This is a genomic window from Terrabacter sp. 01T434 (assembly GCF_056398545.1).
The window spans coordinates 146,362-158,229 of the sequence record NZ_JBFTPP010000003.1; the positions used below are offsets into that span (position 1 = coordinate 146,362).

10 protein-coding genes are annotated in these 11,868 nt (G+C 72.2%); 3 read left to right on the plus strand and 7 right to left on the minus strand.

Annotated elements, in window-relative coordinates:
- The first annotated feature begins 39 nt into the window (after positions 1-39).
- Together AC1DIW_RS08140 and AC1DIW_RS08145 are read left to right on the plus strand one after the other, a co-directional pair.
- Positions 40-867, plus strand: coding sequence for a caspase family protein (locus tag AC1DIW_RS08140; RefSeq protein WP_478107271.1), 828 nt, complete (start codon positions 40-42; stop codon positions 865-867).
- Positions 868-870: 3 nt separating this feature from the next.
- Complete coding sequence (locus AC1DIW_RS08145) at positions 871-4,053, plus strand: CHAT domain-containing protein (RefSeq protein ID WP_478107273.1); 3,183 nt, start codon at positions 871-873, stop codon at positions 4,051-4,053.
- Here the strand turns inward: AC1DIW_RS08145 and AC1DIW_RS08150 are convergent.
- From AC1DIW_RS08150 to tdh, 5 genes are all read right to left on the minus strand, one after another.
- Positions 4,043-4,168 (minus strand): hypothetical protein, encoded by a 126-nt coding sequence (locus AC1DIW_RS08150; protein WP_478107275.1) that lies wholly within the window; start codon positions 4,166-4,168, stop codon positions 4,043-4,045. The two genes, AC1DIW_RS08145 and AC1DIW_RS08150, sit on opposite strands and share 11 nt — an antisense overlap.
- Positions 4,169-4,389: 221 nt before the next feature.
- Complete coding sequence (locus AC1DIW_RS08155) at positions 4,390-5,955, minus strand: Na+/H+ antiporter (protein ID WP_442277424.1); 1,566 nt, start codon at positions 5,953-5,955, stop codon at positions 4,390-4,392.
- A 55-nt stretch (positions 5,956-6,010) separates the two neighbouring features.
- Positions 6,011-6,391, minus strand: a complete 381-nt coding sequence (locus tag AC1DIW_RS08160) for a YrdB family protein (protein ID WP_478107277.1) — start codon at positions 6,389-6,391, stop codon at positions 6,011-6,013.
- Entirely contained in the window at positions 6,388-7,059 is a 672-nt protein-coding gene (locus AC1DIW_RS08165; protein ID WP_478107279.1) for an alpha/beta fold hydrolase, read from the minus strand. Before AC1DIW_RS08165 ends, AC1DIW_RS08160 begins: the two co-directional genes overlap by 4 nt.
- 11 nt (positions 7,060-7,070) lie before the next feature.
- Positions 7,071-8,108 carry an L-threonine 3-dehydrogenase gene (gene tdh / locus AC1DIW_RS08170; protein WP_442277427.1) on the minus strand — a complete coding sequence of 346 codons (1,038 nt, stop codon included), beginning with the start codon at positions 8,106-8,108 and terminating at the stop codon, positions 7,071-7,073.
- A gap of 32 nt (positions 8,109-8,140) precedes the next feature.
- Here tdh and AC1DIW_RS08175 point away from each other — a divergent pair, with 32 nt between their 5' ends.
- A complete protein-coding gene (locus tag AC1DIW_RS08175; protein WP_478107281.1) occupies positions 8,141-8,611 on the plus strand; it encodes a Fur family transcriptional regulator in 471 nt (156 codons plus the stop codon).
- A gap of 140 nt (positions 8,612-8,751) precedes the next feature.
- Here the strand turns inward: AC1DIW_RS08175 and AC1DIW_RS08180 are convergent, their stop codons facing one another.
- Positions 8,752-10,947, minus strand: coding sequence for an alpha-galactosidase (locus AC1DIW_RS08180; RefSeq protein ID WP_478107283.1), 2,196 nt, complete (start codon positions 10,945-10,947; stop codon positions 8,752-8,754).
- A gap of 1 nt (position 10,948) precedes the next feature.
- Positions 10,949-11,866 carry a carbohydrate ABC transporter permease gene (locus AC1DIW_RS08185; protein WP_442277430.1) on the minus strand — a complete coding sequence of 306 codons (918 nt, stop codon included), beginning with the start codon at positions 11,864-11,866 and terminating at the stop codon, positions 10,949-10,951.
- Between the last annotated feature and the right edge of the window lie 2 nt (positions 11,867-11,868).

The window sequence follows — 11,868 nt, forward strand, 5'->3', positions numbered from 1 at the left end:
GCTGCTCCCACCGCGCGGCCCGGGTCCAAGGAGCTGACCATGTCCAAGCGCGCGCTGCTCATCGGGGTCAACGAGTACGCGATCCCGGGGGCCAACCTCCGCGGCTGCGTCAACGACGTGCACAACATCGCCGGCGCCCTCACCGAGCTCTACGGCTTCGCGGAGTCCGACATCACCATGCTCCTCGACGACGCCGCGACGAAGGCCGCGATGACGCAGGGCATCAGCGACCTCGTCGACACGGCGAAGCCCGGTGACGTCCTCTACCTCCACTACTCGGGCCACGGCTCCAACGTCCCCGACACCAGCGGCGACGAGACGACCGACCACCGCGACGAGATCCTCTGCCCGCACGACCTCGACTGGAACGACCCCCTCATCGATGACTGGCTGCGGACGACGTTCGACCGGCTCGACCCCCGCGCGTCGCTCACCGTGGTCATGGACTGCTGCCACTCCGGCAGCAGCACCCGCGAGCCGGTGCGCATCGGCGGCCCCGAGCCAGAGGTCATCTCGCGCTTCCTGCCCAACCCCGACGACGAGGCCGCTGGGGGCAGCTTCACGGGGACGCCGAGCCGGGTCCGGCGCCGTCGCCCGGACGCGGACGTCCACGCCGTCGACATCACCGAGACGCTCGTCAGCGGCTGCCGGGACGACCAGACCTCGGCCGACGCGGACATCGGCGGCGTCTACAACGGGGCCCTCACCTACTACCTCGTCCAGGCCATGCGCGAGGACCCCCAGGTGACCTACCGCGCGCTGCACGCGCGGACGCTCGCCGGCCTGCGTGGGAACTACGACCAGGTGCCGCAGCTCGAGGGCCGAGCCGCACGCCTCGACCAGATCTTCCTCTCCGGGACGGGTTGAGCCGTGTCGACCCTGGTGGGGGGCACGCCCCCGACGCCGCCCGAGCCGGATGCCGTCCCGGCGGTCGAGGAGACGCCCGTCCTCGACGAGCAGCCCCTGCCCGTATCCGCGGCCGCGCCGGCAACCGTGTCCCCGCCCGCCCCCGCGTCTGCCCCCGCGTCTGCCCCCGCGTCTGCCCCCGCGTCTGCCCCCGCGTCTACCCTCGCGTCTGCGGCCGCGGCCGCGTCATCGCCCGCGCCCAGTCCGGGTGAGGGGGACGACGACGTCGACCCGTCCCGGCCCCGGACCCGCGTCCGGATCTCCCACGGCGACCTGCGCTTCGCTCGGCACCACGTCCTCGTCGGCCACTACCCCGGGAGCACCCTCGTCGGCGGCGAGGGTGCCCTCGACGAGCTGCTCGACGGGCGGCTGTCACGGGCCGCGATGCTCGGCATCTACCCGGGGCCGATCGAGACCTGCCAGGTCTTCACGGACCCGGAGCAGTGGAGCCGCCCGCCGGGCGCTGTGGTCGCCGGTCTCGGCCCGATCGGGGGGCTGAGCGCGGCGTCCCTGGCCCGCGCCATCGCCCACGCCTCGCTGACGGCCGCGCTCGGCCACCTGAAGGGCGGGGCATCGGCCCCCGACACCGAGGTCAGGCAGGTGAGCCTCTCCAGCCTGCTCATCGGCACCGGCCAGGGCGGCCTGCCGGTGCGCGACAGCGTGCAGGCGCTGCTGACGGGCGTGCAGCGGGCCAACGACCGCCTCGCCGACACGCAGCTGCCGGTGCACATCGCCGAGATCGAGGTCGTCGAGCTGTGGCAGGACCGCGCCCTCCAGGCCGTCGAGTCCCTCGCATCGTCCTTGACGAACGGCGAGCTCTCCGACTCCTTCACGGCCGAGCTTCGTCTCGAGGAGCGTCCGGGCCGTCAGCGCCGGCTGCTCTTCTCGGAGCCCACCGGCTGGTGGCAGCAGGTGCGGGTGTGCAGCGAGCCCGACGGGGGCCTCACCTTCGAGGCCTCCACCCGACGCGCGGGCACGCCGACGCGCACGGTCCCGACCCAGCGTGCCCTCGTCGACCGGCTCGTGGAGTCACTCGTCGACTCGCCGTCTCCCGACCCGTCGGCCGCCCGGACGCTCTTCGAGTTGCTCTTCCCCAACGACCTCAAGGCCCAGGCGCCCGACACGGACAACCTCGTGCTCCTCGTCGACCGCGGCTCGGCGCACTATCCGTGGGAGCTGCTCGACGACCAGGAGACGCAGGAGGACCGTGAGCCCCTCGGCGTGCGTCGTGGCCTGGTTCGGCAGCTCGAGGGATCCTCGATGCGCAGCCACGTCCTTTCGGCGACGAGCAGCCGGGCGCTCGTCGTCGGGGACACCGCGAGCGGGCTCAGCGCCCTGCCAGCCGCCCAGAACGAGGCGCGCAACGTCGCAAAGGCCTTGCGTGACAGTGGTTTCGAGGCGGAGCCGCTCATCGCCGAGAGCGGCACCAAGGTCGTCCAGGCCCTCTTCTCGACGTCCTACCGCGTCGTGCACCTCGCGGGTCACGGGGTCTACGAGTGGCCGCTCGGCGACGGCACGGACGCCACGGTCACCGGCATGGTGCTCGGCAACGGGATGTACCTCACGGCGGGCGAGGTGGGCCAGATGAGACAGGTCCCCGAGCTCGTCGTCGTCAACTGCTGCCACCTCGGGTCGATGGGCCCCACCGGTCCGGCGAGCCCCGTCGGCCCGGCCGGCGCGAGCGGCCCAGGCGCGTCGGGCAGTCCGGGCGTCTCACCAGGAACCGGGCAGCGGACCGGGAACTACCACCGCCTGGCGGCGAGCTTCGCCACCGAGCTCATCGACATCGGCGTGCGCGTCGTCGTGGCGTGCGGCTGGGCCATCGACGACGGCGCGGCGGCGACCTTCGCGACCACCTTCTACGACCGGATGCTGTCGGGCCTGACCTTCGGAGAGTCCCTCGCTGCCGCCCGGTGGCAGACGTGGAACGACCACCCGGCGGTCAACACCTGGGGTGCGTACCAGTGCTACGGCGACCCGGACTACCGGCTCGCGTCCGATGTCGTCGTGCACCGGGCCGCCACGGTGCGGCGGGCACCCGCGAGCGCCGACCAGGCGCGGGTCGAGATCGAGAACCTCAGCCAGTCGGTCGACGTCAGTCGCAACACGCGCTTCGGCCTCGACCGCCTGCGCGAGCTCTACGAGGCGCTCGCGCCCGAAGACCGCGAGGACGACGCGCTCCAGGTCCTCATCGCGCGCACCTACAACAAGTTCGGCGACTTCGACCGTGCCACGCAGTACTTCGAGCAGACGCTGGCGCACGGAGGCACTGCTCTGACCGTGCGCGACTTCGAGGTCTGGATCGACCAGGTGGTCCGCGCGGCGGCGACGGGCACCGACAGCGTCGACGACGCGGTTGCCACGATCGAGTCGGCCATCGACCAGCTGCGCACCCTTCTCGACAACCCCGCGGCCGTCGTCCTGGGCGCCCACGCGGCGGGGCGGGCGGGCGTTCTTCCCGGTGACGCGCGGGCCCCGGCTGCCGCGGTCGGCGTCGACCGGCTGTGGCGGGTGGCGAGCGCCTACAAGCGGCTCGCCCTCGTCACCTGCCCAGATCGGCCCGGCGGGGCGCGTGGCGCGGACTGGACCCAGACGCACGAAGCCCTGATCAACATGTCGGAGTGGTACGCCGCCGCACGAGCCGCGTCCGGGCCCACCGACCGGCGTCGGCACGGCGCCCTCGCGAACTGGCTCGCAGCAGAGCTGGCCCTGCGGTGGCGTCCGGTGGAGGGCCGTCCGGAGCTCGACCGGGCGGAGGCGCGCAGCCTCATCGACGAGGCGCTCACCGCCGCGCGTGAGGAGGCCTACCTGTCACCGACCTTCTGGACGGTCGCGGTCTACGGCGACCTGCGCGCGCTCGACGCCCTCTGGAGCCAGCGTGCCACGGCCGACGAGGCGCATGAGGTCCTCGACCTCTACCACCGGGCCAGCCAGCTCGGCAGCGAGGAGCAGCTGCGTCAGGTCCGCGACCAGGTCGACTTCCTCCTCGTCATGGCCGGCACCGAGGCGCTGCGCCGCGTCGAGTTCCTGAACACCCTGCGCGACGGCCTCGTCGCGCTCGACGCCTCCCCCGGCAACCCCGACGTCAGCGGGGACACCGGAGGTACCGAGGGCACCGGGGCAGCCGAGGGCACGGTCACCGCCTGACGGCATACCTCGCGTACGTCGCGCCGCCCGCGAAGCGGCGGTGACCCACCAGGTCCAGGTCGAGGCGTATGCCGTCCGGCAGGCGTGGCGTGCCGCCACCGACGACGACGGGCACCGTCAGCAGGCGCAGCTCGTCGACGATACCGGCCCGCAGCGCCTCGGCCGTGAGATCCGGGCGTAGTCGTGCCCGACGTCCTCGCTCGACCTGTCAGTCGGGGCGTCGGTCGGGGCGGTCTCCCAGTAGACCATCGTCTCGTAGAGGCGTTGCCCGCAGAGGTACGCGCCGACGTCGCGCTCAGGGCCCGGGCAGCGCGCTGTGGTCCCACGCTTTTCGCGTCAGTCGAAGTCGCGCAGTGCCCGGTTCTCGATGTCACGGAGCACCTCGTCGGCACTCCCGGCGGCGACCTCGCCGCGGCGGCGGGCCTCCAGGACGAGCTGCCGCTCGACGTCGCTGGCCCGGCGCAGGACCGCCTCGAGCTCACGCGCGCGCCGGTCGCTCGCCTCGTCGTCGCCCGACCGCGCCCGGTGGATGCTCTGCTGCGCGGTCAGGTAGCCCTCGTACTGCGCGAGCGCAGCGGTGCGCACGTCCTCGTCAAGCGTGGACGCCTCGTCTCGGATCTGCTCCAGCGCCGCCCTGCTCGCCCGTAGGCGCAGCTCCGCCACCTCCGCGGTCTCGTCCACGTCGCTGCCCACCCGCAGCGACCGGGTCAGCGGCGTCAGCGTCAGTCCCTGGACCACGAGGGTCACGAGGACGACAGCCAGCGCGACGGTGACCACCTGCGCGCGGTCCGGCAGCGGCTCGCCGGACGCGACCACCTCGGGCAGGGCCACCGCCGTGGCGACGGTGACGACCCCGCGCATGCCCGCCCACGCGACGACCGTCGACTCGCGCCAGCCGCTCGGCATGGGATCGTCCCGCCGCCGGGCGCGCAGCCGGCTGAGCCAGGCTGCGGGATAGATCCACACCGCCCGGAAGACCACGAGCGTCACGACGACGAGGAGCGCCAACCGCGCCGTGTCCGCTCCCGTGCCCGTGGAGCGGATGACGGCCACGAGCTCGAAGCCCAGGAGGGTGAAGACGACGCTGGTGATGAGGAAGTCGGAGTAGTCCCAGACCGCGCGACCGAGCAACCAGCCACCGGAGCTCGTCGCGTCGTGGGCGTAGGTGCGCAGGTAGAGCCCCAGCGTCAGCACGGCCAGGACCCCGGAGCCGTTGACGTGCTCCGCGCCCACGTAGGCGACGAACGGCACGAGCACCGTGACCGTCGTCTCGGCGTACGCGTCATGGATCCTTGCGAGCGCGAACCGGGCGACGACGCCGAGGACGAGGCCGCCCAGCACGCCGAGGATGACCGCCTCGAGCAGCTCGACGGCGACCTGTCCGCCCGTGATGCCGCCCGTGACGGCCGCGAGGATGGCCACCTTGTAGGCCACGAGGGCCGTCGCGTCGTTGAACATGCCCTCGCCCTCGAGGATCGTGACCAGACGATGAGGCAGGCGGAGCCGCCGGGCCACGGCCGTGGCCGCGACCGGGTCGGGCGGGGAGACGATGGCGCCCAGCACCCATGCCACCGACCACGACAGCCCGGCTGCGTGCGCGACGACGGCGACCACCGCCATGGTGGCCAGGGTGAGTCCGACGGCCAGCACGAACACTGGACGGGCGTGCTCGCGGAACTCCGTCACGGTCGTGCGCTGCGTCGCGGCGAACAGCAGCGGCGGCAGCACCACCGGCAGGATCAGGGTGGGGTCGAAGGAGAGCGGGTTGACCGGCGTGACGAGTGCCAGGGCCAGCCCGAAGACGGTCAGCAGCACCGGTTGCGGCACCCGCACCCGGTCCGCGACCGGCGTGAGCACGATGACGCCGAGCATGACGACGAGGGCCAGCAGGAGGGTGCTCACCGTCTGAACCTACGTCTCCCGGACGGGGTGCCGCAGGAGGCGTGCCCCCCGGAGGTCAGGCCCTGCGCAGGGGGTGCGCGAAGGGGCCGACCCACATCAGCAGCGTGTTGACGACGACGACCACGCTGACCACGGCCGCCCATACGGGTGACAGGAGCGACCAGGCCACGAGCACGGCGGTCCCCAGCACCAACACCTTGGTTGCGACGACCAGCGCTGGGACCCGCACCCGCGCCCGGGGCGCCGCGAACAGGCCCCAGAGAACGACGGCACCCCCCGGCACGAGGATGCCGCCGAGGACGTGCGCGACGGTCGTCCCGCCGAGATGGGCACCCCAGACCGCGAGCAGCACCACGGCCAGCATCTCGACGCCGAACGCCAGCAGGTCGTTGGCGTTGACGCCACCGCCCGTCGGCCGTCTGGGAGGCTGGGTCATGCGTCGGGCTCGTCGAGGAAGGAATGGGTGAGGTCGGCGAGCTCGCGCGCCGACTCGGTGTTGACGAGCGGCCCGGCGCCGTCGATGACCTGCAGGCGCGCGGTCGACAGCTGCTTCGAGAGCTCTTGTGCGGCAGCAATGCCCGCCTTGTCCTTCGATCCGGCGACGAGCAGCACGGGCACCGTGATCGTCCGCAGCGACTCGGTCCCGTCGAAGCCCTTGAGCGCGTCGAGCACGGCGAGCATCCGCGGGCGCGAGACACCGGCATCGACGAGCTTGCCCTCGGGAACGAGCCGCATCGCGAGCCGTTGCAGGCGCAGCGCTCCCTTGCTCGGTCGCACGAGCGCGCCGCCGAGGACGAGATGTCCGACGAGCTCGGGTCGCTCCACGGCGAGGCGCAGGGCGACGCTCGCACCGACCGACACCCCGACGAAGTCGGCCTGCCGCACGCCCTGCAGCTCGAGCTCGTCGGCGACGCCCGCGGCCGCGGCACCGAGGTCGAAGCCGATGGGGTCCTTGGGCTTGAGGCCCTTCATCCAGGGGGCGGTCATCGGGCGACCGGCACCGTAGGCGGACACGAAGTCCTGCCACGCGATCGGCGACTGGCCGAGGCCGTGGAGGAGGACGATCGGGCGGGGACGGTCCTGCGGGCCGGGAGCGGACGGCATACGAAAACCCTTCAGCTCCAGTCGAGGACGACCTTGCCGCACTGGCCGGACCGCGCGGTCTCGAAGGCCTCCTCCCACTGCTCGGCGGGGAAGCGGTGCGTGATGACCTGGGTGACGGCGGCGCGAAAGCGCTCGGACGTCGCGATCATCTGCGACATGGCGTACCACGTGTCGTACATCTCGCGGCCGTAGATGCCCTTGAGCGTGATCATGTGCGTGATGACCTTGCCCCAGTCGAGCTCGTAGGACTGGTGCGGCAGGCCGAGCAGCGCGATGCGGCCGCCGTGGTTCATGTTGGCGATCATGTCGGTGACGGCCGGTGCGGCGCCCGACATCTCGAGGCCGATGTCGAAGCCCTCCTTCATGCCGAGGTGGGCCTGGGCGTCGGCGAGGCTCTCGCGCGTCACGTTGATCGTGAGGTCGGCGCCGGCGTGCTCCGCGAGCGTCAGGCGGTAGTCGCTCGCGTCGGTGACGACGACGTAGCGGGCGCCCGCGTGACGGGCGATCGCGGCGGCCATGACGCCGATCGGACCGGCCCCGGTGATGACGACGTCCTCACCGACCATCGGCCACTGCAGGGCGGTGTGCGTGGCGTTGCCGAGCGGGTCGAAGACGGCCCCGAGGTCGGGGTCGAGGTCGGCTGGCTGGATCCACGCGTTGCTCGCCGGGATGACGACGTAGTCGGCGAAGGCGCCGTCGCGGTTGACGCCGATGCCCTGTGTGCGGATGCAGAGGTGGCGCCGGCCCGCCCGGCAGTTGCGGCAGCGACCGCACACGATGTGGCCCTCGCCGGACACGCGGTCGCCGACGGCGAAGCCCATGACGTCCGCACCGACCTCAGCGACCTCGCCGTAGAACTCGTGGCCGATGACGAGCGGCGGGGTGACGGTCGCCTGCGCCCAGTCGTCCCAGCCGGCCAGGTGCAGGTCGGTGCCGCAGAGGCCGGCCCGCAGGACGCGGATCTTGACGTCCCCGGGTCCACACTCGGGCTCCGGGCGGTCGACGAGGGTGAGGCCGGGGCCTGCGGTCAGCTTGGTGAGTGCGCGCACGGGGAGAGTCTGCCACTGCCGATAATGGGTGCGTGTCCCCCACTGCCGAGAGCCCGCGCGTGGCCGGCGCCGTCTCCCGTCTCCGCTCCGCGGGTGAGCGCGTCACCCCGGCGAGGTATGCCGTCCTGCGCGTCGTCGACGCGGCCGACCTCGCCGACGAGCACCTCACGGCCGAGCAGATCGGCGCGCGCGTCGCCGACGCCGAGCCGTCCGTCCACCGGGCCACCGTCTATCGGACCCTCACCTCGCTCGTCGAGACCGGCGTCCTCTCCCACGTCCACCTCGGCGGTTCCGCCACGGTCTACCACCTCACCGAGCGGGCACCCGCCGACGAGCACGACCACGCCCACGTCCAGTGCCACGTGTGCGGACGGGTGTTCGACGTGGCCCCGGACGTCTTCGACGGGGTGGCCCGGCGGCTGCTCGACGAGGTCGGCTTCGTCATCGACACCGGCCACGCGGCCCTGCTCGGCACCTGCCGGGAGTGCACCTCCGACGCCTGAGCACCCCCTGACCGTCGAGAGGCCACGCGTGGCCGCCTCGGTCACCTCGAAAGGCCACGGCTCAGCGGCCAGACGTGGCCTCTCGATGGTCTGGAGGCGGCCAGAAGTGGCCTTTCGACGGTGAGGGCGAGGGAGGTGAGTCACACCGCCCGGACGTCGAGGAGGTAGCCCTGTGCGGGGCCGACCACAGGGACGGGCAAGCCCACCCCGGTCAGCACGGCGCCGGGCACGACGAGGCCGTCATCGGCTAGGGCCTGCTGCCACCAGGCCGGCGCGACGTGCTGCACGACGGCGGGCAGCCCCGCCTCGGCGCGGACGCGGACGGCATACGACCGGGCGGGGTCGAGGCCGGGGAGCGGGAGAGAGCCGGTCACCGCGTCGCGGCCCGTCACGAGCCGGGCGATCGTGTATGCCGCGTGGCCCCGGTCGGCATCGACCGTGCCCGTCACGAGCACGGTGCCGTCAGGGCTCTCGGAACGCACGAGGTCGCCGGTGTGCAGGAGCGGCCGCAGCTCACGCGCCAGCGCGGTCCAGCGGGTCAGTGCCGCGAGCTCGTCGTCGGAGCACGTCGTGATGTCCCACTCCAGACCGGGGTGGCCCTGGAGCGCCATGAGCATGCGGAAGCCGAGGTCGACCACGCGGTGCGTCGTGTGTGCGGTGCCCGGACCGATGTGGGTGCCCATCAGCTCGGCCGGCACGAGCAGGCTGGTCCAGCGCTGGATGCTGGCCCGCTCGAGCGCGTCGTTGCAGTCGCTCGTCCAGATGCGGTCGGTGTGGTCGAGCACCTCGAGGTCCACGCGCGCACCACCGCTGCTGCACGACTCGATCTCGAGCTGCGGGTGCCGCGCCCGGAGGTCGTCGAGCAGCCGGTAGTAGGCGAGGGTGTGGGCGTGCACCGCCGGGGCGTCGACGCGTCGACCACTCGGCCCGTCGACGGTGTGGACGGCCTCGAGGAGGTCCCGGTTGTGGTCCCACTTGATGTAGTCGATGCCGATGTCGGAGACGAGCCCGCTGATCCGTTCGAGCAGCTGCTCGAACGCCTCCGGGTTCGTCAGGTCGACCAGCTGCTGCCAGCGCCACTCGCGTGGCGAGCCCGTGGCCGGGCGCAGCACCCAGTCGGGGTGCTGCCGCACGAGGTCGCTGTCCTCGTTGACCATCTCGGGTTCGAACCACAGGCCGAACTCGAGCCCGAGGCCCTTGACGTGGTCGACGAGCGGGCCCATGCCCTCGGGCCAGACGTCGGTCGACACGACCCAGTCGCCCAGGCCGGCGCGGTCGTGCCGTCGCCCGCCGAACCAGCCGTCGTCGAGGACGAAGCGCTCGACGCCGATGCGGGCGGCCGTGTCGGCCAGGGACTTCAGGTGGTCGAGGTCGGTCTCGAAGTAGACGGCCTCCCACGTGTTGAGCACGACCGGCCTCGGACGAGAAGGGTGTCCGGGGCGGGCGCGGAGGCTGCGGTGGAGGCGGCGCGAGAGGCCGTCGAGCCCTTCGGTCGAGTGGACGAAGACGACCGTCGGGGCGGCATACGTCTCCCCGGGGGCGAGGCGCACCTCGCCGGGCGCGAGCAGCTCGCCTCCGCCGATCACGGCGTGGTGGCGTCCCGCGCCCTCCGGCAGCGCCTCGACGAGGTGCTCGTGGTTGCCGCTCCAGGCGGTGTGCACCGCCCAGACTTCGCCTGTGCGCCAGTCGAACCCGTGGGTGCCGGCCATGAGCAGGAGCGTCGCGTCGTGGCCGGTGCGGCCGCGACGGCTCGCGCGGAGGTGGGTGCCGTGGTCGAGCCGGCTGCGCTGCGGCGAGCGCTCGCGGCACCAGCGGCCCGTGAGGTCGAGCACCTCGTCGGCACGCAGCGGCAGCGGCAGGATCGCACGCAGGGCCGACACGTCGAGCGGCGCGCTGTCGTCGCCCGTGTTGGTCACGGACGCGTCGACGCGGAGCACGCCGTGCTCGTCGAGGCTGTGCCGCAGCTCGAGGCGTATGCCGTCCGGCGAGCTCGCGCGCGTCACCACTGTGGCGCCCTCGGCCGCACACGTGACGTCGTGCCAGCGCACGGCACCGGCACCCCCGGCGCGGTGCCCCGACCAGCCGGGCGTGCCCTCCCAGCCGTCGACCTCGCCGGGCAGGACCGTGAGGGGCCAGGGCGCGTCGAGCGCGCTCGGGGGAACGGGCGCCGTCGTGGCCGCGGCGAGGGCTGCATACGTCCCGGCGCCTCCCTCGAGCGCCGGGCCCCAGTGGACCACCTCGGGCAGCCCCGAGCCGCCGGGGGGCGGCTCGAGCACGAGCGCGGTCCCGGCGGACTCGATGTGGACGATGGACGGTTCGGTTGTCAGGTCGGTCACGTCATCCCTTGGTCGCGCCGAGCGTCAGGCCGGCCACGAAGTGTCGTTGGAGCACGAAGAAGATCACGAGGGTCGGGACCGCGATGATCACGGATCCCGCGGCCACGAGATTGTTGTCGGTGAAGAACTGGCCCCGCAGGTTGTTGATCGAGCTCGTGACCGGGTACTTGTCGCCCGTCTGGAGGAGCACGGTGGCCCAGAAGAACTCGTTGTAGATCCACGTCGTCTGCAGCACGGCGAGTGCAGCGATGGCCGGACGGCACAGCGGCAGCGTGATCTGGAAGAACTGCCGTGTGACGCTCGCGCCGTCGATGACAGCCGACTCGTAGAGCTCGCGGGGCAGGGCCTTCATGTAGTTGCTCAGCACGAAGGCGCAGAAGCCGATCTGGAACGCCATGTTGACGAGGATCAGACCGAGGAGGCTGTTGAGCAGCGTGCCCGAGTCGCTGACCCACAGCGGCACCGGGATGGCGCGGAACATCCGGTAGACCGGGATGAGCAGCGCCTGCGGTGGCAGGAGGTTGGCGGCCAGGAAGAAGCCGAGCAGCGCGAGGTTGAACTTGTACGAGAAGCGCGCGACGACGAAGGCGACGCAGCACGACAGGAACAGCGTGAGGATCACCGCCGGAACCGTGATGATCAGCGAGTTCATGAAGTGCAGCCCGAAGTCGCCCGCCGCCCAGGCATTTGTGTAGTTGTCGAGCGTGAACCCGCCCCACGAGACGTAGCCGTTCTTGGCTGTGTAGGCGTAGTCGCGGAACGAGTTGACCAGGGCGAGCAGCAGCGGGAAAAGCCAGATCAGCGAGATGAGTGTCAGGATGAGTGGCAGGAACCAGCGACGGCCCGACCGGGCGCCGCCCTCATGTGGCTTGAGCATCGCCTGCTGGCGCTCCTCAACGGGGTTCGAGGTGACGGACATGG